Consider the following 24,390-nt stretch of genomic DNA (forward strand, 5'->3'; position numbering starts at 1 on the left):
TCTGGTGCTAGCGGTCAGGAGTGTCGGTGCTGATCGGCGGAGATCTGATCATGCCCCGCTACGGACGAATCCCGTCCCCTGGCAGGTGGCAGGGCTCGCGGTTGTGGGGCGAGAAGGTCGTCGGCAACTACCGTCAACACGTCGGGCTGAACCACGGCGAGGGCGTCAGCGGCCGTCTGCCAGGTGCCAAGTCTCAGCGCCTGCGCAATCAGTCGGGACGAACGCGCTGTGCCGGCTTGGCGGGCCACTTTCGCCAGGGCCGACGCGTGCTGCTCCGGGACATCGATGGCGCGGGCCATGGCCTCGGCGCGGTCGATGTCGCCCAACTTGGCCATGGTCTCCGCCACCTCCGCTAGCGTTTCCCCTCGCCACTCCTGGGCGGCGATGGTCCGCGCCACGGTATTGGCCTCATGGGCGAGCTCCTCGGCTCGGTCTACGTTCCCCAGCCGAGCCAGCACCTCCGCCGTCGCCAACACCGCCGGCACCCGCTGCTCCGGCTCGGGGATGGCCAGAGCCCTCGCCTCGGCCTTGTGGGCCAGGTTCTCGGCCCGCTCCATATCCCCCGCCCGAACCAGTGCCTCCGCCAATACCGCCATGTCCAACACCCTCACATACGGGTCGGGGTTGCTCCGAACCGCGGCCTCCGCCTCGCAGGCCAGGTCCTCGGCCCGGAGGACATCCCCCGCCCGAGCCACGACCTCCGCCAACCTCGCCAACGCCAACCCGCGCAGCCCCGGCCCGGCAAAGCTCCGGGCCACGGCCTCGGCATAGTCCACATCGCCCGCCCGTGCCACCGCCCCCACCACCTCCGCCAGCGCCCCGGACCGCGAATGAACGCCGATGATGGTCCGAACCAGGGCTTCGGCACGGTCCGCCTCGTCTGCCCGAGCCAGTGCCGCAGCCACCTCCATCAGCGCCAGAGCCTGCTCATGCGGGTCGGTGATGGTCCGGGCCATGATCTCGGCGCGGGCCGCATCCCCCGCCCGAGCCACCACCTCCGCCACCGTTTTCAAGGCTTCCGCCCGACTGTCCACGTCGGTGATGGTCCGGGCCACGGCTTCGGCACGTTCCGCATCGCCTGCCCGAGCCAATGCCGCCGCCAACGCCGCCAACACCGGTCCCAGCATCTCTGGGTCGGCCGTGGTCCGTGTCACGGCCTCGGCCTCATGCACCAGCTCCTCGGCCCGGCCAACGTCGCCGGACCGAGCCAGTGCCGCAGCCACCTCCGTCAGCGCCAGAGCCTGCTCATGCGGGTCGGTGATGGTCCGGGCCATGGTCTCGGCGCGGGCCGCATCCCCCGCCCGAGCCACCACCTCCGCCACCGTCCTCAACGCCCCAGCCTGTGAAAACGAGCCGGTGATGGTCCGGGCCATGGTCTCGGCGCGGGCCGCATCCCCCGCCCGAGCCACCACCTCCGCCGCGGTCCTCAACGCCTGCGCCCGTAAGAACGGGCTGGTGATGGTCCTCGCCACCGCCTCCGCGTCACGGGCAAGGCCATCGACGTGGCCGGCGTTCCCCGCCCGAGTCACGGCCTTCGCCAACACCACCTTCACCGAAGCCGATCTCTGTACCTGCGGGTCAGTGATGGTCCGAGCCACGGCCTCCGCGTCACGGATGAGGTCCTCGGCACGAGCCGGTTCCCCTGCCCGAGCCATTGCCGCCCCCAACGATGCCAACGCCGGCACCCGCAGATTCGGCTCGGGGATGGCCAGAGCCGTGGCCTCGGCATCGCCGGCGAGGCTCTGGAAGCGGTCGGCTTCTCCTGCCCTGGCCATCGCCTCCGCCACGTCCGCCCATGCCTCCGACTGCGCATGAACGCCGATGACGGTCCGGGCCACGGCCTCGGCTTCGTACGCGGCTTCCCTTGCTCGCAGGACGAGTTCTCCGCCCCGGTCCGGCCCCTGTCTGAGGGCACTTCGCTCGGCCAGCGCCCCGCTCAAGGAAACCAACGCCTTAACTCGTCTACCCGGGTCTGGTATGGATCGGGCCAGGGTGTCGGCGCGCTGGGGATGTCCGAGGAAGGCCCATACGGCGGGCAGCCGGGGCGGGATGTCTTTGTTGCGCTGGACCAGATGGTCGCGGTGGACCGCCAAGAGAGTCATGGCCCGCAGGTCTGGCGGGTCGCGATCAAGGATCTCATCCTGGGTGGTGGTGATCTCGGTGAGGGCGGCAGTGTCCCCACCGCTCATGTCGAGCATCCGGTCGTGGCGTGCCTTGTCGAGGGCGCAGTCGATCATCCTGGGCAGGTCGCCATGGGCATGCAGCATGCGAAAGTAGCCGCGGAACAAGAAGCCGGGCGTGTCCGTGGGCCAGCGGGTGTTGCGGTACTGGTCTGCCCAGGTGTGCAGCCGCCGGCGGTGCTCCGCCATGCGCCCGTCACCCAGGAACCGTACAGCGGTCCGTTGAAGTTCCTCATGGCCGAACACGTAAGCCTCGCCCGCTGCCTCCAGCCCGGACAGGCCGAAGGCAGGCCGGCGGGTGAACGTCCGACCGGCCACCGCGTGAAGAACGTCCTCGATCTCCCACGCCTGTCGTCCTGTCAGCTCGGCCAGGTCCCTTCCGCTGAGACCGCCCCCAGCGGCGGTGATCAGTCCCAGCAGGTCCTGCTCCTCATTCGTGCCCCGCAGAAGTCGCTTCAGCTCCCGGTCCGCGTCACGGCGGACGACTTGGGCATGCGGGGACGCCCGCAGGACTCGTTCGACGGCCGGATCGCGCAGTGGATGCCCGTCGGGCACGTCGGAGGGGATCGGCGGGTCGTGGCGCCCCGCCACCACGATGCGCATTCCCGCCTCAGGACGGGCGGGGAGCAGCGCGGCGATGCTGTGATCGGATGCTCCGCTGTCCTCGTCGAGGCCGTCCACGACCAGCACGAGACGCTGCCTTTGCTGCTCGCATGCGGCAGCCGCAGCGTCGAGCAGCTTCCACAGATGCGATGGACGGGTGGCAGCGGTCAGCGTTGGCGGTACGGGTTCCCCCACGAGAGCGGCCAGCTGCTCGATGACAACATCCAGGAAAGCCTCGCGATCGCTCTGGGAGGCGAAACGAGCAGTGATGAAGAACGAGACGATGCGCGTGCCGGGTGGCGGGTGCAAGACAAACCAGGACATCAGTGCAGACTTGCCTGCCCATGCCTTGGCACGCCACCACTGGTAGGCGCCGGCATCGGATCGCGTACAGAAGTCCGCGAGTTCGGCCAGCTCCTGCTCCCGGCCCGTCAGGATCTCGGGGGCGATCGCCCGCACCTGGTACAGGTAGGCCGACCGTGCCGCCGGGTATGCGACCGTGGACACGTTGATCTGAAGGTTTCCGTTGCCGATCTGCACGCCGCTGGCACCACGTGCGTCGACTACGGAATCGCGGTCCCCCGTACCCACTGGCGCGGCCCCGTCAGTTGAAGTTGTTGGTCTGCGTGTTGTTGTCTCCGACCTGCAAGCCCTTGGCTTCCCGGGCGTCCACATGGCGCACTGCACCCTGCAGTCCGGCCACACTCAGCTCCTGAAGCAACGACCTTGCTGCGGCCAGGATCTCCTCGTCCTGGTCGACACCGGATACCGACAGCAGCTCGCTCAGCCGGGCCTGCCACACCCCGGGGGCTGCCTCGCTCGCCTCCAGGAGCCGTGCACTGTCCTCGCCGCGAGCGGCAAGACGCCGCTGCACCAACTCGCGCAACCCGGTGTACGCGTCCCGGATCGCACTGCTCGCCGTGTCGGTGAGCCCCACCGCAGCACCTGCGGACAGCGCTGCGACCACCAACTCCACTCCGCTCATTCCGGCCCCCGCCCTCGAATCGGATCGGATCGGATCGGATCGCTGAGCGTCCCTGGCTGTGCAGGTTGGGACGCGGGCCACCAGTGTCACATCAACCAACGCTCCAGGGCACGGAAACCGTTGCCTTCACCAAGCACGTCCACACCTCCTGCAGGCACGCCGAACGCGGCCTCGGCGTGCGCTGCGGATACCAGACGGCACAGCCGCGCCCACCCGGCCGCGTTCTGGGCGAGCAGGGTGAGCCACAGCAGGGGCTCCACCACGTGCGCGCCGCCGCGCACCGGCGTCCGAGGGCGGGCGGCAGTCGGGTCCTGCCAACTGCCGGCGAAACTCCGACTCAGGTCACTTGCTCCTCCCGTCCGGTTCTTCGGACGGCGGTCCCTCGCACGGCGACCGGATCAGCGTCCCGATGCCGGCGCAGAGCAGGTCCAGGCTGCGGGTGAACTTCTCGTCCGGCCCGTGCGCGGCCGCGGTGGCCACCGTCCGGGGGAAGCTCCGGTGGAGGGCGGCGACGTCCTCGGCGGTGACCGGCACCGCGGGTGGATCGCTCTGTTCCTGGAGCACGTAGCCGGTGACGTGGCTGAGCACGGTGTCGGCGGCGGTGCCGCAGTGCTCCGGGGGCACGCCGGCTTCGGCGAGGGTGGCTAGCAGCCGTTCCATCAGCGAGAGCGCGCCGGGGCTGAGGGTCTTCGGGCTGCCGGCGAGCATGATCGCCCCGCCGGGGTGCCGCCGGATGCTCTGCCGCAGGGCGACGGCCTGCGCCATGACCCGCGCCGGCCAGCCTGCCTGCGTGGGCAGGCCGGCCAGGGCGGCGGTGCCGGCCTCGTACGCCTGCCGGACCACCCGGTCGGCCATCAGCTGGAGCAGCGCAGCCTTGCTGGGCACGTGGTAGTAGAGGCTGCCGGCGTGCACGTCGAGCCGGTCCGCGACCTGGCGCACGGAGAAGCCGTGGTAGCCGGTCTGAGCGAACACCGCCATCCCCGCGTCGATGATCCGGTCTGCGGTCAGCTTCACGGCCGCAGTCTAGCGAGCCGCGCCAGCTTTCAAACACTGTTTGAAAATTCCCCGGGCCGCGCTAATGTCATGATCACCAAAATTGCACACGGCTCGGAGGGGGGTGGTGACGATGGGCATCCTGCTGTTCAACGTGACCACGGCGGCACTGATGGTGCTGATGTTCAACGGCGGACTGGCCCTGGTCGGCCAGAGCACACTGGGCCGGCGGCGGATCCCCTGGGCGGCCGTCGGCCTGACCGGGCTCGCGCTTGCCGGGGTGGCTCTCCAGCTCGGCTGGTCGGGGGCGATGGGCGCGCTCGACGCGGACCCGTCGAAGTCCGGCTGGTGGCGCGTGGTCACCTCGGCCTTCATGCAGAACGGCGGCTTCGGCGGGGCGGCCTGGAACATCGCCACCCTTGCCGCCGTCGCGGCCTTCGCCGACTGGTTCTGGGGTGCGCCGCTGACGCTCGGCCTGTTCGCAGCGGGCATCCTGCTGCCGGAGCAGATCGACAAGCTGTGGGGCCAGACCTCCCACAGCACCGACCCCCGCAACTTCGCCGGCAGCTCCGGCGCCACCTACTTCCTGGGCGCGACGCTGGCCGCGGCCCTGCTGCTGCGCGGCGGCGCCGACGAGAACTCCGGCAAGGCCGCCGGCCAGGGCTCCCACGACCAGGGCGCGAGCCGTGGCAAGGCCGTCCGCAAGAACCGGCTGCTCGCGCTCGGTGTGCCGGTGCTCGGGCTGGCGATGTGGTTCGCGCAGGAGAACGGGCACGGGCTGGTCTCCGGCTACGGCTTCGCGCTCGGCGCACTCGCCTGGACCGCGTTCCGCACCGTCCTGCAGCCGGACCGCGACCTCCGGCAGCCGCCGCGCACGACGGTCGCCTCGCTGACCGGGCGCGTCGGCCGGCGGACCCGCAGCGCCGGCTAGCCGGCAGGCCCGCGCCCCACCCCACCCGCGCCATTCCACCGTGACCACGAGGGAGACAGCATGTCGGAAAACCTGCGCCGGGAAGTGTCGAACCTCGTCGACCAGGAAGTGGCCAAGATCCTGGAACAGACCGACCGCGACGTGGCCCGTACGGTCAGCCGTGCGCTGGGCGTGAGCGACGGCGCCCCGGCATTCGACACCGCCCGCTGGCAAGCCCGGCTCGGCGAGCTCCTTGCCGCCCACCACATCCCCGGCGCCGCCCTGGCCGTGCTCGCCGACGGCGAGATCCACGAACTGGCCGCGGGCGTCCTGCACACCGGCACCGGCGTCACGGTGACCCCGGACTCCGTGTTCCAGATCGGCTCCGTCAGCAAGGGCTACACCGCCGCCATGGTGGTCCTGCTCGCCGACGCCGGGAAGCTGAACCTCGACACGCCGGTCGCGGACGTCCTGCCGGACTTCGCGGTCGCCGACGCCGCGGCCACCCGGACGATCACGCCGCGCCAGCTGCTCAACCACACAAGCGGCATCGAGGGCGACTACGTCAACGACACGGGCCGGGGCGACGACTGCCTGGCCCGCTACGTCGAGGGCGCGCGGACCGTCGGCCTGACCAACCCGCCCGGCGTCACCATGTCGTACTCCAGCACCGCCTACAACGTTCTCGGCCGGATCGTCGAGGTGGTCACCGGCCAGACCTGGGACGAGGCGCTCAAGGACCTGCTCCTCGCCCCGCTCGGGCTCGAGCACACCATGACCCTGCCAGAAGAGGTGCTGCGCTTCCGAGCCGCCATGGGGCACATGGGCGAGCCAGGCGAGACCCCCGTCCCCACCCCGCTCTGGAACATGCTGCCGCGCTCGGCCGGCCCGTACGGCGGGATCAGCGCGACCGCCGCCGACGTGGCCCGGTTCGCGCGGGCCTTCGTGAACGGCGGCGCCGCGCCGGACGGTACCCGGGTGCTGCCGGCCGCCGTGGTCGACGCGATGCTGACCCGCGAGGTCGAGATGCCCGACCAGTGGTTCCTCGGCGCCCACTGGGGCCTGGGCTGGGGCCTGTTCGAGTGGGACGGCGCGCGTGGCTTCGGCCACGACGGCAGCACCTTCGGCCAGCTCGCCTACCTGCGCGCCATCCCGGAGAAAGGCCTCGCCATCGCCCTGCTGACCAACGGCGGCGGCGCCGCGCCCAAGGTCTTCGAGGCGCTCTGCCGCGAGCTCTGCGCCGAACTCGCCGGGGTCGGCATGCCCGGGTTCGCACCCGCCGCCGAACCCCTGGCCGTGGAGACGGAGCCGTTCCTCGGCAGCTACAAGCGCGAGGGCTTCCTCATGACCATCGCCGACGGAGGCGGCGGCCCGAGCACACTGCGGCTGAGGTACGAGGGCGCGGACGGCCTGGCGGGCACCTTCGAACCGCTGGTCTGGCACCTGACCCCGGTCTCGCACACGCCGGCCAAGACGGTGTTCGCCGGCCGCCGCAATGAGCAGGACGCCTGGATACCCGTGGTGTTCTACGCCCTCGCCGACGGCAGCCGGTACGTCCACTTCGGCGTCCGGGCAACGGCCAAGTCCGCCTAGACACCTCCGCGCGTGTGTCCCAGCACGGGCGCACGGCCGCGCTGAAGCTCGCCCGCTGTCAGCGGATGACGGCCCGGCGCCGACCGGCCGAGGGAAGGCCTGCATCGAAGGTACCGGGCGGCGAAAGCTCAGACGGCGAAGCTGCATGCCAAGGTCGCCCGGCGACGCCGAGACGGCGCCCGCTAAGTGGGCCAAGCGCGTGGTCCGCGATCATGACACGCTCGCGGCGGAGGACTTGAGGCCGAAGTTCCTCGCGAAGACGACCATGGCCCGCAGAGCGGCAGACGCCGCGATCGGCGCCGCGAGGCGGGCGCTGGTGGAGATGGCCCGCAAGCACGGCCGGACCGTGCACCTGGTGCACCCCCTGCACACCACGATGGACTGCGCAACGTGCGGAGCGAGAACCAAGCACGCACTGCCTCTTTCCGAGCGAACGCATAACTGCAACGTGTGCGGAGCCGGATCCCCCAGTGATAAGAAATCCGCCCGCGTGACGCTCATCCGGGCAGGTCTGAACCCGGCTGGTGTCGAGGGCGACAGGCCCGCTGAGGCGCCGCCTCGGCAGGCAGCCTGAGCCAGGAATCGCCTTCCTTCAGGAAGGAGAGCAGTCACACCAGGCCCGCGGTTCCTCGCGACCTGCACGACATCCTCGCGTAACTTCTCCGGATGCGGCTTCGGCACAGCGGGATCCTTCGCACCCACCCCACAGGCCAAGCCAGTTCAGATGCCACCCGATCGTGCATCAGACCCACCTTCCATAAAGGGCACTTGAGGGGCCCTCAACAATTGCTTATGGAAGGACTGTTTCATGTGACAGGCATCTCTAGTTCCGAGGGAACCAAAAGCAGTCACAGCTCGTCCGTCGGCGCGTCCAAACCCTCTTGCCCACATGGCCAGTTCACGCAAGCACGTTCCGAATGTTGAGATATCCTTCTGCTCCGGATGCCCCGCTCCTCGCGGGTGCACCGTTGATTGAAATCGTCAACGACAAGGCCGCACCCCGTACCGGAGCGGCCCCACTCGTCGTATCGCCGTCGGCTATTTCCATTCCGCCGGTTCACGCCTTCGAGCAGGAATTGATGCCCGTTCAACCACTCGCGGAGCTCATACGCTTCGCGCGCCACAACTCGCCTTTCTACCGTGAGCTCTACGCTCACCTGCCCAGTCATGCGGCACACCTCACGGACCTTCCGGTGGTGCCCCAGGCGGACTTCTGGCGGGCCAACTCGCCCCGCGACAACAGGTTGCTGACCGCGCCGCTCCACGAGGCGGTCGTCTTCCGCAGCGGTGGCACCACGGGATCCCCGAAGTTCTCCTACTACACCCGCACGGAATGGCGGGAGTTCACCACGGCGTTCGGCGCCGGACTCGTCAATGCCGGGCTGCGACCGGGCCATCGGGTCGCCGACCTGTTCTACGCGGGTGATCTGTACGCCAGTTTCAGCTTCGTCCTGGACTCGCTGCACCGTTCCCCGGCGGCCAACGTCCGCCTCCCCATCGGCGGCGCGACGCCCTGGGAATCCACCGCGGCCACCCTGGAGGAATTCCAGGTCCAGGTCGTCGCCGGAACGCCGACCACCCTGTGCTCCCTCGCCGAGCGCCTCACCTCCGCCGGCCGGTCACTCCCGGACGTGGAGCTGCTGTTCTTCGGCGGTGAATGCCTCTTCGGCGACCAGCTCCCCCTCCTTGCGGGCGCGTTCCCGAAGGCGCAGGTGCGCTCCCTCGGCTACGCCAGCGTGGACGCCGGGCTGCTCGGCGAGGCCGTGCCCGGCGGCGACCCGCGCGTGCACCGCGTGTTCACCCCGTACACGATGGTCGAGATCCTCGACGAGGAGACCGACCGGCCCGTCGCCGGCGACGGCGTTCCGGGCCGGCTGGTCGTCACCGACCTGCGCCGACGGCTCATGCCGGTGCTCCGCTATCCGGCCGGTGACCGGGCCGAGTGGGTCGACCGGAACGCCGGTGTCTTCCGCATCCTGGGGCGCGCCGAGGAGGGCGTGCGGGTCGGTCCCGTCTCCCTCTACACCCAGGACGTCCACGACATCGTCATGGCTGCCGACTCGGCCGGTGAGGTGACGGGGCTGCAACTCGTGGTGCGGCGGTGCAACGGCCGCGACGGCTTGGTACTGCGGCTCGCAACGGGTGAACCCGGCGCCGGGAACACCGCGTTGGCAGATGCTGTCGCCACCGCGGTCCTGGCGCAACGCCCGCTCTATCGGAGCGCGACCGCCGCCGGTCATGTGAACCCGCTCACCGTCCAATGGGTCCGGCACCAGGACCTGGCCGTCAACCCCCGGACGGGCAAGCTCATCCGCGTCGTCGACGAACGGCCGCATTCATGAGCGCGCCGGGGTCACACACACGCCGTCTGCCCCTCGTGCTGCGCAACACCTCGTTCGGCCGGGTCTGGGCCGGTCAGCTCCTCACCCAGGCCGCGAGCAGGATGTTCCAGGTCGGCGCGGTCTGGTGGCTGGTCGGATTCGCGGGCGGCGGGCACCGCGGGCTCGACTCGGGCCTTTTCCTCATGGTCAGCACGCTGCCCGCGGTCGCACTGGCCCCCGTGGTCGCCCGCATCGTCGCACGTCACGCCCATCGGACGGTGCTGGCCGGCGCAGCGGCCGTGGCCGGCGCGGTGGCCACGGTGGCGGCCGTCCTGGCGCAGTCAGGGCCACTGCCGATGGCCGCGATCTACGCGGTGGGGCTGGCACTGGCTGCCTGTCAGGCGCTCTTCGACCCGTGCCTGACGACATCGGTGCCGGAACTCGTCGAGGACGCCGACATCGAAGCAGCCACCGGATTCGAGCTGTCCACCCAGTCGGTCGCCGGGCTCGGCGGAGGACTGCTCGGACCGCTCGCGGTCGACGCGGGCGGACTCCCGGGCGTCGTCGCCGCCTGCGCGGCCGCGTACGTGCTCGCGGCCCTGCTGGTCCTCTCGGCGCGCTTCCCGCACGCCACGGCCCAGGCGCACAGACCTCAGAGCGGCACGGCCATCGCATCACGGACGCTGCGCCAGGTCCTGGCCGGGCTCCCGTTCATCCGCCGTGTGCTGGTCTGCTTCGCCGCCGCCAACGTCTTCACCACCGCCGTCTACGTCGTGATGCCGCTCTACACGCGGGGTGTGCTGCACTCCACCGGCTCGACCGTGGCCTCGCTGGAGGCAGCCCTCGGCGCGGGCACACTCGTCGGATCCTTCACCGGAGCCCGCGTTCCGGGGCGTCCCGTCACCGTCGGCACCGTGAGTCTGACCGTGATGGCCGCGGCCCTCGGGCTGCCGGGCCTGGTCCCCGGGCACGCCGTGGCGTTCGGTGCCCTGGCTGTCGTCGGCTGGTGCGTCGGCGTGATCGGCGTCCGGTTCGTCGCGCTGTTCCAGCGGCTGGTGCCCGCCGACGACAAGCCGGAGTTCTTCGCGGTCATGCAGGCGCTGCTCGGTGCCACGTTCCCCGTCGCCTCACTCGTCTTCGGCGCATTGGGTGACCATCTGACGGCCCGCACGCTCTGCCTGGTGCAGGGCGCAGGTCTCGTACCGGTCGCGCTGGCACTGTGGTGGGTCGGCGGGCGGACGGACGCCGACGGATCCCGGGCGTCCGCAACGCAGCCCCTCGCCAGGGCGGGAGAAGTGTCGTGAGCGTCGTCGTCTCCCCCGCCGCGGTCCAGGACATCGCGGAACTGCGGCAGTTGTACTTCGAGGTGTACGGGCACGGCTACCCGGTACCGCTCGGCAGTGATCCGGCCGTCATGCGCCGCCTGATCACCGACGGCACCGCGCACTGGCTCACCGCCCGCACGCACCGCGCCGGCCTCGTCGGGTCCGCCGTCGTACAGACCGATCCGGGCAGCCGCATCGGCAAGCTCGTCGGACTCGCCGTGCATCCCGGCCACCGGGGCGGCGGGCTGGCTTCCCTGCTGACCGGTGCCGTCTGCGACGAAGCGTTCGGCACCGGCCGCGTCGACTCGGTGTACGCCACCGTCCGCGTGGTCACCGAGGGCCCCCAGCACGTCGTCGTACGCAACGGCTTCCGGCCGCTCGGCCTGATGCCCAACGCGGTCGAGGTCGAGGGCTGCGAGAGCCTCGCGCTGTTCGCCCGCTACGCCGACGGCGTGCTGGACCGCCGCGCCCCCGTCGAGCACGTGCCGGAACGGCTGTCGGCGCTGCTGTCCGCCGCCTCCAGCGGCATCGGCATCGACTACGCCGCCACCGGGCTCGTCCCCGGTGGCGGTGCGGCGCGCGCCGCCGCGGTTGCCGCACCGATCGAGCTGATCAACGCGCCGGCCTTCGTCCGCCGCCGCTTCCTGGAACGGTTTCCCGAGGCGGACGACCGCTTCTTTCCGCTGCACACCCCGAACGCGCTCCTGGTGGCGGCCGACGGCGGCTTCGAGGCGTACGCCGACCTCGACCCGGTGGCGGGCAGCTGCGCGCTGGTCGCCGTCCATCCGCGCCCGGCGGCGGTGACCGGCGCGCTGGAGGCGCTGATGACCAAGGTCACCCGGGCCGGCGCGGACTACGCCGAGACGCTGCTCCCACTGGCCGACACCGAGGCCCTGGAGGTCTATCTCGCCTCGGGGTTCGTGCCGAGCGCGGTCTATCCCGCCATGCGCCGCATCCACGACCGCTTCCACGACCACGTGGTGCTGTCCCGCACCAGCCGCCAGATCGACTTCAGGACGACGGCCGTCAGCCCCTTGCTCCAGCCGTACCTCGGCGCCTATCTGAGCGCCTGGACCGCCACCTACCTGCCCCTTCACGAGGTGTCCCGATGAACCCCCATCTCGCTCCCGTCGAGGTCCCCGACCCGGCGGCGCTCGGCCACGTGCAACGGCTGTGCGACCTGACGGAGCCGTACTCGGCCGGCGCCGCCATCGACGAGCTGTTCGCCGCGGCGATGGCCGAGACCCATGCCTGGCACGCCCAGCGCTCCGCGTTCTACGCCGCCCTGCTCCAGGACGCGCCCGAGGTCCCCGCACCCACGGTCGGCGACACAGTGCGCACCCCCTTGGTTCCCGCCGCCTTCTTCAAGCGCCACGAGGTGCTCTCCATCCCTCGCGACGAGGTGTTCCTGCACCTGACCTCCTCGGGCACCACCGGCCAGAAGTCGCAGATGTTCTTCGACGAGTGGACGATCCGCTCGGCGCAGCGCATGGTGGCCCGGATCTTCGACCACTACGGCTGGATCACCCCCGATCAACCGGTCAACTACCTGCTGTACAGCTACGAGCCCGCGCCGTCGCTGAAGCTGGGCACGTCGTTCACCGACAACTACCTGTGTGACTTCGCCCCGGCCCGGCACACCACGCACGCGCTGCGGCACACCGGCTCCGGCCACGAGTTCGACGTGCACGGCTGCATCGCGGCGCTCCAGCGGTACGCGGACGACGACGTGCCGGTGCGCATCCTGGGCTTCCCGGCGTTCCTGTACTTCACCCTGGAACGGATGAGGGCCATGGGTCTGCCGCCACTGCGGCTGCCCGAGGAATCACTGGTGGTGCTCGGCGGCGGCTGGAAGGGCCATGCCGACCGGCAGATCGGCAAGGACGTGTTCTACGCCGAGGTCACCGAACGCCTCGGCATCCCGGGCGAGCGTGTACGGGACACGTTCGGCTCCGTCGAGCACTGCGTGCCGTACGTCGAGTGCGCACACCACCGGCTGCACGTGCCGGTGTGGTCACGCGCCGCGGTCCGCGACACGGCGACGCTGCGTCCGCTGCCGTACGGAGAGCGCGGCTTTCTTCACCTGGTCAGCCCGTACATCACCGCTGTTCCGGCGCAGAGCGTCGTGATGGGCGACCTCGCCTCGCTGCACCCGGGCGAGGACTGCCCCTGCCCGCTGTCCACCGACTGGTTCACCGTGCACGGCCGTGCCGGGGTGAGCCGCAACCGCAGTTGCGCGGTCGCCGCCGCCGAACTGATGAAGGGAATGTCGTGACCACCTCCGCACTTCACCTCTGGCAGGGCGAGTTCATCGACGACGCCGAGGCCGGCCGCCGGCTCGCCGGGCTGGCGGAGTCGACCGGGCGGGTCCTGGCACGTCCGCTGCCCACCGACGTGGTACTCGGCGCCTGCGCCGCGGTCAGCCGTGACCTGGCCGATCCCGGCTCCGACCTGTACGGCAGGCTGGCCGGGCAGCTCACCGCCGTCGAGGCCGCGGCCACCCTGGCCGAGCTGGCCGGCGCGCTCACCCGGCAGTCGCTGGAACGCAAGCTGCGCCGGGAACTGGGCAGGCTGCGGCCGGAGCGGCTGACCCGGCCGGACGGCCGCGAGACGGTGTACGAGTCCTGGGCGCCCGTGGGCCTGCTGGTGCACATCGCGCCCGGAAACGCCGCCGCCGTGGCACCCCTGAGCGTCGTCGAGGGCCTGCTGGCGGGCAACGTCAACGTCCTGAAGACCAGCAGCTCCGACACCTCACTCGCCCAGGACCTGCTCGCCGCCCTCGGGGCCGCCGACCCGACCGGGCTGATCTCCGAGCGCGTGGTGGCCCTGCGTTTCCCGTCATCGCGGCAGGACTGGATCCGGGCGCTGTGCGGGCAGGCCGACGCGATCGCCGCCTGGGGCGGAGAGGACGCCATACGCGCGGTGAGCGACATCGCACCGCCGGGCTGCCGGGTCGTCGAGTGGGGGCACCGCATCTCCTTCGCCTACCTGACCCGGGAAGCAGCGACCGACGACCGCACCCTCGACGCACTCGCCGAGGATGTCTGCCGCTTCGAACAGCAGGCGTGCTCCAGCCCTCAGGTGGTCTATCTCGACACCCCGGACGCCGACGACGTCTTCGCGTTCGCCGGGCGGTTCGCCGAGCGGCTGGCGAAGGTGTCCGACGCCCTGCGCGCGCCACTGCCCGGACCGGCCGAGCAGGCGGAGATCACCACCGTGCAGCAGCTGGCCCTGCTCGAAGAACACCTTGGCCTCACCCGCGTGTTCGCCGCCGACGACGGTTCATGGCGGGTGATGGCGGACACCCGGTCGGCGCTCGACGCCTCCCCGCTGCATCGCAGCGTCTGGGTGAAGCCGCTCCCCCGGCACACTGTCACGGCGACGCTTCGGCCGATGCGCCGCTATCTGCAGACCGCGGCCGTCGGCGGCAGCCCGGCGGACGTGGCCGAGCTGTCGCGCGCCCTCTTCGCCGCGGGCGTCACCCGGGTCACCCCGGTCGGCTCCATGCTGGAGGGCTACGAGGGTGAACCGCACGACGGGGTCTACGCGTTGCAGCGCTACAGCCGTCGGGTGAGCGTGCGCGCGCCGGGCGATGCGTTCCGCACCGTCGCCTGCCTGGACGACCTGGTGGCGCCCCCGGTCCTGCCCCCGGCGCCCAAGGCGCCGCTGCTCGGCAAGGAGGGCGTGCAGCGCGCTCTCGTCTCGCTGGACCCGCGCCACGCCCACCTGTACTTCCGCAGCGGGGGCTCCACGGGCACGCCCGCACTGTCGGTGTTCACCTGCGACGACTACGACAACCAGATGCGCGCCGCAGCCGACGGGCTGCTCACCGCCGGCTTCGACCCGGCCCGTGACCGGGCGGCCAACCTGTTCTACTGCGGCGGGATGTACGGAAGTTTCATCAGCTTCTTCTCCATTCTGGAACGCCTGAACGCCACCCAGATCCCGATGGCCGCAGGTCCCGACCACGCCATGACCGCCGAGGCACTGGTCACCCACGGGGCAGACACCCTCTTCGGCATGCCGTCCTACTTGTGGCAGCTGTTCCACGCCGAGGCGGACCGGCTGCGTGCGTACGGCGGGATCAGGAAGGTGTTCTACGGCGGAGAGCACTTCACCCTCGAGCAACGCCGGGTACTGACCGAGGAGTTCGGCGTCGAGGTCATCCGCTCCGCCGCGTACGGCAGCACCGATCTGGGGCCGCTGGGCTACCAGTGCACGGCGGGTGAGGGGTCGGTCCACCATGTGCTGACCGATCTGCACACGCTGGAGATCCTCGATCCGCACACGGACCGGCCGGTGACACCGGGCGAGCCTGGACGGCTGGTCTTCACCTCCCGGGCCCGTGCCGGACAGCGGCTGGAGCGCTACGAGATCGGTGATCTGGGCCGAGCGGTGGAGGGCGCGTGCGCGTGCGGCAGCCACGTGCCGAGGCTGGAACTGCTGGGGCGCTACGGCGACGTCGTGCGCGTCGGCACGTATTTCGTCAACTACCGGCGCATCCTGCGGGCCGCACAGGAACGCCTCGGCTACCACGGTGAGATGCAGTTGCTTGTCGCCTCCGGCTCCGGCCGGGAAGTGCTGACGGTCCGGCTCGACGAGCGGTACGCGAGCGACCCCGAGGCAGCGCAGGAGGCCCTCCTCGCCGAGGTGACGGAGCTGGCCTCGGCCGAGGCGGAGGGTCTGCTGGCCTTCGCCGTGGAGACCGTGCGGAGGGAGACGTTCGAGCGCACCTCCACCAGCGGCAAGTTGCGGACGGTCGTCGACCTGCGCTAGCCGGTCCCCGTAGGGGCGACGGACACCACTGCGCCGGCCCGGCCGGTGGAATGACAGCGCCGCTTCCACCTGGTGCGACAGCGCCTGAAGGCCGGCGGCGCGCCGCCCACGTCACCGGGCGACATCGTGCACCAGGGCGAGACCTCGGACGGTGGGTCAAGGCGCAGGCTGTGTCCTGCTGGTTGGGTCCTGGCTCTCGCGCTGGTGGCGGTGGCGGTCCAGCGGCACCCGGCCCACTGGTGGGTGTCGTAGAAGTGCGCACACCTGGACCGCGCCGCCTCTCCTGAACCTGACGATGGGCCGGCGGACTTGTAGGTCGGGTTGCCGAGCCGGAGTCGCTGTTGGGGAGATTCTCTGGGCATAGCGTCCATCGCCCTCTACCCTCGGTGCCCGACCTCGGCCTCTTCCCCCAAGGAGGGCGCACGAAGATGAGACGTGGAACGGACGGCACTGGCTTACGGCGTTCGGCGGCCGGACTGGTCGCTCTGATCCTCGCTGTCGCGGCCATGGTGATCGGCAACGGATCGGCGCGGGCGGCCCAGGCCCAGCCGGCCGGCCGGGCCTCCGCAGCAACGGTGGACCTGTCGCGATGGATGGGCGACATGCACGGCTATCTGGACAACCAACCGCTGAACCGGATCGCGATGCCCGGCAGTCACGACTCCGGCAGCTGGAGCATCCCGGCCGACCCCGGGTTGTGCACCAGCGGCTGGTCCTACAACGTCGCCTCGCTCGACCCGCGGCTGGCCGCCAGCATCTCGCGGTCCCAGAGCGGCAGTCTCACCGACCAGCTCAACGAGGGCGCCCGCTATCTCGACCTGCGGCTGTGCTTCGAGGGCGGGCAGTGGAGGACCTTCCACGGCGCCCCCATGGGAGGACCGTTCTTCGACGATGCCTCAGGTGAGGCGGCCTCGGTCAAGCGCTGGATCGACGAGCACCCCTCGGAAGTCGTCATCATCAGTGTGTCGGCCGCTGCTCCGGCAGGCGCCGACGCCACGGAGCCGCTGATCAGGCTGCGGAACCTCTTCGGCTCCCGCGTCGCCACCCGGACCGAACTGTCCCCGACCTCCACCTACGGCGACTTTCTGAAGGCCGGGAAGAACGTCGTGCTCGTCGACTCATCGGCGGCGGTCGACCAGCCCTGGGCCTGGCACGCGGACAGCATCTCCGACCGCGGCAGCTACCCGGCAGGAGACCCGTCCTGGTGGGAGATCCTCAAGGCCTTCTTCAGCGGAAGCCCACCGCAGCAGATCTACGATCAGACGCTGTCCCTGAACAAGGCGGCCCTCGCCCGCGACCCCGGAGCGGACGCCGGCCGGTTCTTCGTACTGTCGAGCATCGTCCAGCCGGATCTGCAGATACCCCAGCTGTTCTTGATCCGGTTGCTCTCGCCGTTCTTTCCGGCCTCCGTCCGGGACAACTACCTCATGTATCTAGCGAATGGTCTCAACCCCCAGCTGGTCACCAAGCTGAGGACGGAGTGGCGGGCGCCTGAACTGGCCGGCCACATGAACATCGTGGCGATCGACGACTTGGGCCACCGGCCACAGGGCGACCTCCAGCGCGCCGTCATCGACATCAACACCCTTCCTGGCCGGACCGTCTGAGGACCTCAGGGCATGACTGTGACGGCCGGCCCATCGCGTGGGTGAGAAGCCCCCTGACGACTGGTGAGTACGCCAGGCCGTACCGCCGGCGTCGTCGAGCGGGTCGTGTGCTCATACCGGTTTGGGCACCAGGAAGTCCTCTTCCTGGCGCCCAAACCGTTGGATCAGGCGCCGACCAGGTCCAGGAGGTGGAAGCGCCCGGCGATGTAATCGTCCGCGCAGGCCCGCGTCACGGCGCGGTCCGCCTGAAGGACGCTGAGGTCATCGGCGGGGCGAGCAGCCCGCCGGAGCCCGGAGGGCCGGGTTTCAGCGACGAGGGATCAGCCGCACCGGATGTCCGGGGTGCTGAGGGAGTACGTCACCCCGCCCCGGACCAGCGAGCCGCTCAGGTGGATGCACTCGTTGGTTGCGTCGAACCACGTGTAGAGCGGCCCGGCGTAGTAGTGGTAGTTGGCCGGGTGCTCCTGCGGCGGGTCGGCGACGTAGTCGCCGCCCTCCTCGTGGAGGTACAGCGTGATGTGCGACGCCAGGCCGTCGTAGGGGCTGGAGAAGAACTTCGCGCAGTTGCGCTTGGTCGAGGCGTTCCAGTAGGTGCGCGCGTAGCCGCCCCCGTTACGCCCTGAAGGGCTCTTGGCCCAGTACGTTTTGCCGTCCCAGCTGCCGCTGCACTCGACGGCCGTGGGGGCGGCGGCAGTTGCCTCGGCCGGTGCCGCCTGCGCGGTGGGGGCGGCGACCAGACCGAGCATCAGCGCCATGACACCGAGGCCCAGCAGCTGTGTTCTCCGTAAACGCTTCATTCGCAACTCCCGTGTCGAGATGCCGTCAATCCGGTACATGACAGATCGCACGGGGAATGCTCTGCGTGTCATCAGGCCGACACCCGGCTTTTCACGAAATCTCCGCTGGACTACGTCAGCAGACCGTCTCGTCCGGCAGCACAGCCCCGGTCCGCGAAAAGCGCTCCGCCTCCGGGTCGACGGTGAGCGGCTGCCCGTCGCCGCCGATACCGCCAGCGCCACCGGTGCGAGCAGCGCGCCCAACGGTTGGCAGGCCCGGTGGCGGGACGGAGCAGGCCCGGGAGCCTCCTCCTCTTCAGGCGGGCACGCCAGTGAGAGGGCGTGCCGCCCGCGCAGGAATGAGGAGTCAGCGGCAATCCCCTTCTCAGGGGCACGTGGGAGTGGCCGGGGTCGCCTCGAGGTGCGCCGGATTCTTTGCGTCTCGGGCCCGCTGGTCTGGGTGCGCCTTTGCGCCGCTTGTGACGCGCGGGCCACCGGGCACCCAGTTCTTGCAGAGACCTCGCAGGTCGGCCGCGAAGGGCCGTCAGCTGATCTGCTCGGCCAGGGCGAGGATGATGCCTGAGGGGCCGCGGAGGTAGCAGAGCCGGTAGATGTCCTTGTACCGCGCAACCTCGCCGATCAGTTCGGCGCCATGGAGGCGCAGGCGGGCGATGGTGTCGTCGATGTCGTCGACGGCGAACATGACCCGGTGCAGGCCCAGCGTGTTCGGCGGCGGGTTGTGCGATCCGTCGCCGATCGCCGCGGGGGTGTGGTACTGCGCGAGCTCCAGCTTGCCGTGGCCGTCCGGGGTCAGCATCATCGCGATGTCGCTGCGGACTCCGTCGAGTCCGACGGCCTGATCCGCGAAGAGGCCCTCGATCTGCGCCTTGCCTTCGACCTCCATGCCCAGTTCGGTGAAGAAGGCGACGGCGGCGTCCAGGTCTTCGACAACGATGCCGACGTTGTCCATCCGCTGAAGCGTCATGACGGTTCTCCCTCTGCGTTGCGCGGCCCTTTGAAGCCACCGGTATACCGAGGACGGAGCCGGCGGCCCATTCTCGACACCCGTGAACGGGCGAAGTTCCGGAGGCCCGCTTCCGGCCCCGCCCTGGGGCGCCTCCACGGAGCTGGTGCACCGCGAGTCGGCCTGCGGGCGGGCCGGTCGCATGGACGGGGACGACCGCCTTGGCGTGGTCGCGCAGGCCCGGCCTGGCGAAGGACGCGGGCCACGTGGGACTTGGCCGCGGGTCGGCTCGGATGCCGGTTCGGTGGTGGACAGGCCGCGTACCGCTCCCTCGCACGCCGGGTGGTCTGCGGCGACGGCAGGGCATGGCCGGTGCCGACCGGACCGGCGAGGGCAGGGCTCGTGATCGCGGTATTCGGCGCGCTCGTCCCGGCCCGGCGGGCGAATCGCGACCGCCTGGCTTCGCCGAGATGCTGCGCGGCGAGTGAGCACCGGGACCGGGGTGCCTGCCGAGCAAGCGGTCAGGATCGGAGAAGCTCCCGCGGGCCGCCGCGCCTAGCGTGTGAGTACCGGCGGAACCCCGTCGGTGCACGACCTCGAAGGAGTGAGTTCCATGACCGCCGGCCTGCAGACGATCATCTACCCCGTCAAGGACCTGGACCGGGCCAAGGCCCTGTTCACCGCGCTGCTGAAGGTCGAGCCGTACGCGGACGAGCCCTACTACGTCGGCTTCAAGGCCGCCGGGCAGGACGTCGGCCTCGACCCGAGCGGGCACTCGAAGGGCATGACCGGGCCCGTGCCGTACTGGCACGTGACCGATCTGCGCGAGCGGCTCGCGGCCCTGCTGGAGGCGGGCGCGGAACTCCTGCAGGACGCGCAGGACGTCGGTGGCGGCCGGCTGATCGCCTCGGTGAAGGACGCCGACGGGAACCTCGTGGGCCTCCTCCAGGACACCGCGGCCTGAGCACGGTACGAGCCATTGCACCCGCACTAGTTGCACACTCAACGATTGGCCGGATCGGTGCTACGGTGCGGGTATGGCAGTCAAGACGGCCGATGCCCGGCTCGAGGAACGGTGGCGGGACATCCTCACCGTGCACGCGCACACGATGTGCGAGATCGACCGCGCCCTGCACCCGCACGGGCTGGGCGCGAGCGACTTCGAGGTACTGGACATCCTGGCCTCCGCATCGCCCGAGCAGGGCGACCAGTGCCGGGTGCAGAACCTCGTCGGACGGGTCCATCTCAGCCAGAGTGCGCTGTCCCGGCTGATCGGCCGGCTGGAGAAGGACGGCCTGGTCGAGCGCTCCGTGTGCGTGGAGGACCGGCGCGGAGTGTGGGTCGCGCTCACCCCCAGGGGCCGCGACCTGTACGCCGAGGTACTGCCGCTGCAGCGCGCCGTGCTGGAGCGCATGCTCGCCGAACGGGCCGGCTAGCGTCCGCAGGCCGCCCCGGAATCCTTCGCCGCGTCCGCGGCGGGGCCGAGGTCCTGCTTGGTATCGGCACCCGCACCCGGTCGGCGAGCAGTCCCTCGAACGCGGCCACGCCCCCGGTGCTGCTGACCACCGTCGGCGACGGCACCAGCTTCCCCACCGCCGTCCACTTCACCTCCTGCGCCGGACCCGCCCCGACAACGAAGTTCTCGGGAACCTCGATCCAGGGCGGCCACGCACCCCGAGGCGGAACCGGGAGTTGAAGAGAGCCATGTTCCTCTTGGCCTTCGCCGCCCTGCACGACCCCGCGTCCCGCACCTGCTACGACACCTGCAGGACCCGAGAAAAGCCCCAACCCAGGCCCACCTGTCGCCATTCGATCGCGTGCAGACACTCCCGAGCCGATCGGCTAACTCGGACCGATTGCGGCCTCGATGTGGGCGAGCTGGGCGGCGAGGATCTCTTCGAACGCGGCGCGGCGGTCCACCCCGAGGGGGCGGACGTCGCGCGCGAAGTGGGCCAGGGCGGGGAAACGTCCGGGGTCGGCGCCCAGTACCGCGACACGGAACAGCTCCATGCCCTGCTCGTACTCTTCGGCGGTGATGGTGCTGACCCCGGCCTCGGAGGCGATCAGCGAGGCGATGAGGACCGCGATCCGGTGGTAGCGCGCCGGGATCTCCTCGTCGGGCAGTCCCGACGCTCGCAGGGCCTGCAGCAGCTCTTCCATGACCAGCCGGGAACCGGTGCCGCCTGACGCATAGCGTCCCCAGACCGCGGCGAGCTGGGGTTGCTGACCGAAGGCCTCTCTCACGCGCAGGGCCAGGGCGGTGATGCGCTGCTTCCAGTCGCCCTCGGGGCGGTAGCCGTCCATAGCGGCCGCGAGGATCCGGTCGGCGACCGCGCGCAGCAGTTCCGTCTTGCTGCGGAAGTGCCGGTAAAGGCTGGAGGAATCGGTTCCGAGGGCAGCGGCGAGCTTGCGCACGCTGAACGACTCGGCGTCGCTCGTGCGTAGCAGCTCCGTCGCCGCATCCAGGATCTCCTCGGTCGACCAGCGCTTTCGCCGTGTCATCTCACTCCTCTCGCCGGGTCTCAGCCTAACCTATGCACTTGGTGTTGCACGCACTGCGTGCATAATGTGGGGATGAGCGTGCCAGCCCGGGAGCAGGCGGGCCGGCATGCCACTCGTGCCCTGTTACCCGGGCCGGGCGACCGAGGTGGGGCTCAGCCCAGGGAATGCGAAAGGACGCATGTTGTGAGGAACCCACTGAATCCCGCGGAGCTGAACGCCGCCATTGAAAACGTCCACCGCGCCGGCGTGCCGGGTCTGTTCGCCGAGGTGCGTGACGGCGACCAGGTCTGGCGCGGCGCCGCCGGAGTCGCCGATGCCGCCACCGGTCGCCCCGTCACCGCCGACATGCGGCACCGCGTCGGCAGCATCACCAAGACCTTCACCGCCGCTGCGGTTCTGCAGCAGGTCGAGAGCGGTCAGATCGCTCTCGACGCGCCGATCGGCCGGTACCTTCCGAGGCTGGTTCCCGGAGAACGGGGTGACGCGATCACGGTCCGGATGCTGCTCAACCACACCAGCGGCCTCGCCGAGTACCTCCCGTACGCCTATCCCTCCCTCAAGGCGTTCCCCGACCTCGCGAACACCTGCCCCCAGAGCCTGGACGACCATCGGTTCACGCGGTTCGACCCCGTCGAGCTGATCGAGCTGGGGGTCGCCGCACCTGCTGTCGGCGCCCCGGGTGGTGCGTTGGGGCTGTACTCCAACACCAACTACCTGCTCCTCGTCGAACTCCTGGAACAGGCGACCGGCACCACGGCCGAGCAGTACATCACCGAGAACGTCATCGAGCGCGCCGGGCTCCAGGACACCGAGATCCCCACCGGGCCGTACGTCAACGGGCCGCACTCGCAGCTCTACGAGGGGTGGTTCGGCATGATCGACCCGCCGCGCGACTACAGCGTCTTCGACATGTCATGGGTAGGTCCTTCGGCCTCGCTGATATCGACCGTCACGGACCTCAACCGCTTCTACGGCATGCTGCTGGCCGGGGAGATCGTCAGCCCGTCGTCGCTGGCGCGGATGCGACGCACGGTCCAAATCGTCTCCCAGGAGGGAAAGACGATCGAGTACGGCCTCGGGCTGCACCCGATGGAGGAGCCGGGGCAGGACACCTTCTGGGGTCATGGCGGCACGGTCTGGGGTGGTGGAGCGCTGGCCATGACCCGTGCCGACGGCAAGCGGCAGATGGCGGTCGTGGTGAACACGCAGAGGTGGAACAGGCTCGACTCCTCGGGCAGGCCGCAGCCCCATCCCATCGACGGCGCGCTCGCGGCCCTGTACCGCGTGGCGATGTACGGCTGACCGCCGGGAAGAGAGTCGCGCCCATGCGTGCCGCGAAGCGGCACCGCAGTGAGCTGCGGGACCTGACCGGATGGCACGAGTGCACCACCGACCTGGTCAAGGTCGTCTCGCATCTGGTGGACGTGATCTGGCACGACGGGCGCCGCGAGGAACAAGTGCGGGCCGAGCTGCTGCGGCAGATTCTTGTGGACCTGGTCGAGCCGCCCACTGCGGCCCGGGTCGACACGATCATCCGCTCCGCGCCGCATCAGGCCGACGGCAGGGCCGTCGCCGAGGTCGCTGCACAGCTCGCTATCGCGAAGGACTGCACGCGGCGGCTGGACGCGCTGGTCCGAGATCGCCAGCGCGGCCTTCACCGTCCGTCAGGAAACCGTCCGGGGCCAGGGCACCACCGACGTGGCCAGCGACTCCACGCACTTCGAAGCCTGGGACCGCATCTTCACCGAGTGGCGTCGAGATGTTGGGATCGTCCGGGCCGGAAAGGGACTGGCCGGACTGGACGAGCACCAGGTTCGCCGGTACACCTCCTGGTCCCGCTGAGTCAGCCTGGCCATGCTCTCCCACACCTTCCTCGCCGTCGTCCGCGCCCGTCATCCCGCACCCGACGGGCTCATACCGCTCGCCTGAAAGGAGATCCAGCGCCTGCTCATCACCTTGGTAGTCCACCCCGTCCACGACGTGACCCACCACCTCAGCTGGTCCGACACCACCAGGCCCGAGCCCAGGCCGGCCACTACCGGCGACAAGCCGCGCAGGCATGAAGATCACGAACTGCGGCTGGAGCATGACGAATCAGAAGGCGGTCGGTATCCGTCAACTGCAGATGAAAACTACTTCACTGCGTGCGGCTCGCGTCTGAAAACCGCCGCCATCCGGAATCGCGACCACCGTATTTGCAGGCCGTTTCTGCGTCTCGGCCCCTTGACATCGACAGGTGCACAACGGGACTATCGTGCTGGTTTTCGTGATGTATGCGAAAAGCAAACCGTGTCCGGAATGGAATTCCCTGCGGACCTGGAGTGTGCATGATGGATCCATTGGCAAGATCCGAGAATTCGACTCAAGTGCCTGAAACAGAGTTATCGGCTCGGCGCACATTTCTGGCGCGGGGGCTGGGCCTGGCGGTCGGCCTGGCAGCGGTCTCGGCCGCTGCGGGCACGCTTGCCACCCCGGCGTCCGCCCAACCTGCCGGAGTCCAGGCAACCCAGAACAACTGGCGCTTCTGCACGAAGTGCTACGCGATGTACTACTGGGGATATCCCACGGACGGCGTCTGCCCTGCCGGCGGCTCGCACAGCGCGCAGGGGTACAACTTCGTCCTCCCGCACGACGTGCCCCCGACATCGACCGCTCAGAACAACTGGCGCTTCTGCCAGAAGTGCTACGCGATGTACTACTGGGGATATCCCACAGACGGTGTATGCCCTGCCGGCGGCTCGCACAGCGCGCAGGGATTCAACTTCGTCCTCCCGCACGACGTGCCCCCGACATCGACCGCTCAGAACAACTGGCGCTTCTGCCAGAAGTGCTACGCGATGTACTACTGGGGATAT

Annotated in this window: 18 protein-coding genes and 4 pseudogenes; 15 read left to right on the plus strand and 7 right to left on the minus strand. The window is 70.1% G+C overall.

Annotated features, from left to right (window positions below; all coding sequences use genetic code 11):
* Positions 1-14: 14 nt before the first annotated feature.
* The 4 genes from ACIRU3_RS36895 to ACIRU3_RS36910 form a co-directional block, all read right to left on the minus strand.
* On the minus strand, positions 15-3,323 hold the full coding sequence (locus ACIRU3_RS36895; RefSeq protein WP_404066112.1) for a hypothetical protein: 3,309 nt from the start codon (positions 3,321-3,323) through the stop codon (positions 15-17).
* A 64-nt stretch (positions 3,324-3,387) separates the two neighbouring features.
* Positions 3,388-3,768 (minus strand): hypothetical protein, encoded by a 381-nt coding sequence (locus ACIRU3_RS36900; protein ID WP_404066115.1) that lies wholly within the window; start codon positions 3,766-3,768, stop codon positions 3,388-3,390.
* A gap of 86 nt (positions 3,769-3,854) precedes the next feature.
* The gene (locus ACIRU3_RS36905; RefSeq protein ID WP_404066118.1) at positions 3,855-4,031 is read right to left on the minus strand and encodes a hypothetical protein; all 177 of its coding nucleotides are present in this window, start codon (positions 4,029-4,031) and stop codon (positions 3,855-3,857) included.
* 79 nt (positions 4,032-4,110) lie between these two features.
* Positions 4,111-4,782, minus strand: a complete 672-nt coding sequence (locus ACIRU3_RS36910) for a TetR/AcrR family transcriptional regulator (protein ID WP_404066120.1) — start codon at positions 4,780-4,782, stop codon at positions 4,111-4,113.
* A gap of 112 nt (positions 4,783-4,894) precedes the next feature.
* On the opposite strand from ACIRU3_RS36910, the gene ACIRU3_RS36915 reads away from it, so the two are divergent.
* The 9 genes and pseudogenes from ACIRU3_RS36915 (at position 4,895) to ACIRU3_RS36955 (ending at position 17,293) form a co-directional block, all read left to right on the plus strand.
* Complete coding sequence (locus tag ACIRU3_RS36915; RefSeq protein ID WP_404066202.1) at positions 4,895-5,692, plus strand: hypothetical protein; 798 nt, start codon at positions 4,895-4,897, stop codon at positions 5,690-5,692.
* 60 nt (positions 5,693-5,752) lie between these two features.
* Positions 5,753-7,264 (plus strand): serine hydrolase domain-containing protein, encoded by a 1,512-nt coding sequence (locus ACIRU3_RS36920; RefSeq protein ID WP_404066123.1) that lies wholly within the window; start codon positions 5,753-5,755, stop codon positions 7,262-7,264.
* Between the two features lie 20 nt (positions 7,265-7,284).
* Positions 7,285-7,838 (plus strand): annotated as a pseudogene (locus ACIRU3_RS36925) (RNA-guided endonuclease TnpB family protein); the annotation flags it as partial.
* A 505-nt stretch (positions 7,839-8,343) separates the two neighbouring features.
* Positions 8,344-9,606 (plus strand): phenylacetate--CoA ligase family protein, encoded by a 1,263-nt coding sequence (locus tag ACIRU3_RS36930; RefSeq protein WP_404066125.1) that lies wholly within the window; start codon positions 8,344-8,346, stop codon positions 9,604-9,606.
* A gap of 35 nt (positions 9,607-9,641) precedes the next feature.
* Positions 9,642-10,889 (plus strand): MFS transporter, encoded by a 1,248-nt coding sequence (locus ACIRU3_RS36935; RefSeq protein ID WP_404066127.1) that lies wholly within the window; start codon positions 9,642-9,644, stop codon positions 10,887-10,889.
* Entirely contained in the window at positions 10,886-12,022 is a 1,137-nt protein-coding gene (locus ACIRU3_RS36940; protein WP_404066130.1) for a GNAT family N-acetyltransferase, read from the plus strand. Before ACIRU3_RS36935 ends, ACIRU3_RS36940 begins: the two co-directional genes overlap by 4 nt.
* Positions 12,019-13,185, plus strand: a complete 1,167-nt coding sequence (locus tag ACIRU3_RS36945; RefSeq protein WP_404066132.1) for an acyl-protein synthase — start codon at positions 12,019-12,021, stop codon at positions 13,183-13,185. Before ACIRU3_RS36940 ends, ACIRU3_RS36945 begins: the two co-directional genes overlap by 4 nt.
* Complete coding sequence (locus ACIRU3_RS36950) at positions 13,182-15,686, plus strand: acyl-CoA reductase (RefSeq protein WP_404066134.1); 2,505 nt, start codon at positions 13,182-13,184, stop codon at positions 15,684-15,686. The genes ACIRU3_RS36945 and ACIRU3_RS36950 overlap by 4 nt, the downstream gene beginning before the upstream one ends.
* A 428-nt stretch (positions 15,687-16,114) precedes the next feature.
* Positions 16,115-17,293, plus strand: coding sequence for a hypothetical protein (locus ACIRU3_RS36955; protein WP_404066137.1), 1,179 nt, complete (start codon positions 16,115-16,117; stop codon positions 17,291-17,293).
* 320 nt (positions 17,294-17,613) lie between these two features.
* Here the strand turns inward: ACIRU3_RS36955 and ACIRU3_RS36960 are convergent, their stop codons facing one another.
* Positions 17,614-18,090 (minus strand): hypothetical protein, encoded by a 477-nt coding sequence (locus tag ACIRU3_RS36960; protein ID WP_404066140.1) that lies wholly within the window; start codon positions 18,088-18,090, stop codon positions 17,614-17,616.
* Between the two features lie 523 nt (positions 18,091-18,613).
* Positions 18,614-19,054, minus strand: a complete 441-nt coding sequence (locus tag ACIRU3_RS36965; RefSeq protein WP_404066142.1) for a VOC family protein — start codon at positions 19,052-19,054, stop codon at positions 18,614-18,616.
* Positions 19,055-19,646: 592 nt separating this feature from the next.
* Here ACIRU3_RS36965 and ACIRU3_RS36970 point away from each other — a divergent pair.
* The 3 genes and pseudogenes from ACIRU3_RS36970 to ACIRU3_RS36980 form a co-directional block, all read left to right on the plus strand.
* Complete coding sequence (locus tag ACIRU3_RS36970) at positions 19,647-19,997, plus strand: VOC family protein (protein WP_404066145.1); 351 nt, start codon at positions 19,647-19,649, stop codon at positions 19,995-19,997.
* A gap of 73 nt (positions 19,998-20,070) precedes the next feature.
* Entirely contained in the window at positions 20,071-20,469 is a 399-nt protein-coding gene (locus tag ACIRU3_RS36975; protein WP_404066148.1) for a MarR family winged helix-turn-helix transcriptional regulator, read from the plus strand.
* Between the two features lie 59 nt (positions 20,470-20,528).
* A pseudogene (locus ACIRU3_RS36980) lies at positions 20,529-20,839 on the plus strand (transposase); the annotation flags it as partial.
* 36 nt (positions 20,840-20,875) lie between these two features.
* On the opposite strand, the gene ACIRU3_RS36985 reads toward ACIRU3_RS36980, so the two are convergent.
* On the minus strand, positions 20,876-21,535 hold the full coding sequence (locus ACIRU3_RS36985) for a TetR/AcrR family transcriptional regulator (RefSeq protein ID WP_404066151.1): 660 nt from the start codon (positions 21,533-21,535) through the stop codon (positions 20,876-20,878).
* 183 nt (positions 21,536-21,718) lie between these two features.
* Between ACIRU3_RS36985 and ACIRU3_RS36990 the strand changes: the two genes are divergently transcribed.
* The 3 genes and pseudogenes from ACIRU3_RS36990 to ACIRU3_RS37000 all read left to right on the plus strand — a co-directional run.
* Positions 21,719-22,837: a serine hydrolase domain-containing protein gene (locus tag ACIRU3_RS36990; RefSeq protein WP_404066154.1), complete on the plus strand. Its 1,119-nt coding sequence runs from the start codon at positions 21,719-21,721 to the stop codon at positions 22,835-22,837.
* Between the two features lie 441 nt (positions 22,838-23,278).
* Positions 23,279-23,598, plus strand: a pseudogene (locus ACIRU3_RS36995) (IS701 family transposase); the annotation flags it as partial.
* Positions 23,599-24,078: 480 nt separating this feature from the next.
* Positions 24,079-24,390: pseudogene (locus ACIRU3_RS37000) on the plus strand (hypothetical protein); the annotation flags it as partial.

This window comes from Streptomyces sp. NPDC101151, assembly GCF_044768335.1.
Classification (GTDB): Bacteria; Actinomycetota; Actinomycetes; order Streptomycetales; family Streptomycetaceae; genus Streptomyces.

Coding starts and splice junctions, on each gene's coding strand:
- ACIRU3_RS36930 (WP_404066125.1), top strand. CDS start 8,344: ATGCCCGTTCAACCACTCGCGGAGCTCATACGCTTCGCGCGCCACAAC.
- ACIRU3_RS36920 (WP_404066123.1), top strand. CDS start 5,753: ATGTCGGAAAACCTGCGCCGGGAAGTGTCGAACCTCGTCGACCAGGAA.
- ACIRU3_RS36960 (WP_404066140.1), bottom strand. CDS start 18,090: ATGAAGCGTTTACGGAGAACACAGCTGCTGGGCCTCGGTGTCATGGCG.
- ACIRU3_RS36955 (WP_404066137.1), top strand. CDS start 16,115: ATGAGACGTGGAACGGACGGCACTGGCTTACGGCGTTCGGCGGCCGGA.
- ACIRU3_RS36900 (WP_404066115.1), bottom strand. CDS start 3,768: ATGAGCGGAGTGGAGTTGGTGGTCGCAGCGCTGTCCGCAGGTGCTGCG.
- ACIRU3_RS36915 (WP_404066202.1), top strand. CDS start 4,895: ATGGGCATCCTGCTGTTCAACGTGACCACGGCGGCACTGATGGTGCTG.
- ACIRU3_RS36970 (WP_404066145.1), top strand. CDS start 19,647: ATGACCGCCGGCCTGCAGACGATCATCTACCCCGTCAAGGACCTGGAC.
- ACIRU3_RS36945 (WP_404066132.1), top strand. CDS start 12,019: ATGAACCCCCATCTCGCTCCCGTCGAGGTCCCCGACCCGGCGGCGCTC.
- ACIRU3_RS36975 (WP_404066148.1), top strand. CDS start 20,071: ATGGCAGTCAAGACGGCCGATGCCCGGCTCGAGGAACGGTGGCGGGAC.
- ACIRU3_RS36965 (WP_404066142.1), bottom strand. CDS start 19,054: ATGACGCTTCAGCGGATGGACAACGTCGGCATCGTTGTCGAAGACCTG.
- ACIRU3_RS36985 (WP_404066151.1), bottom strand. CDS start 21,535: ATGACACGGCGAAAGCGCTGGTCGACCGAGGAGATCCTGGATGCGGCG.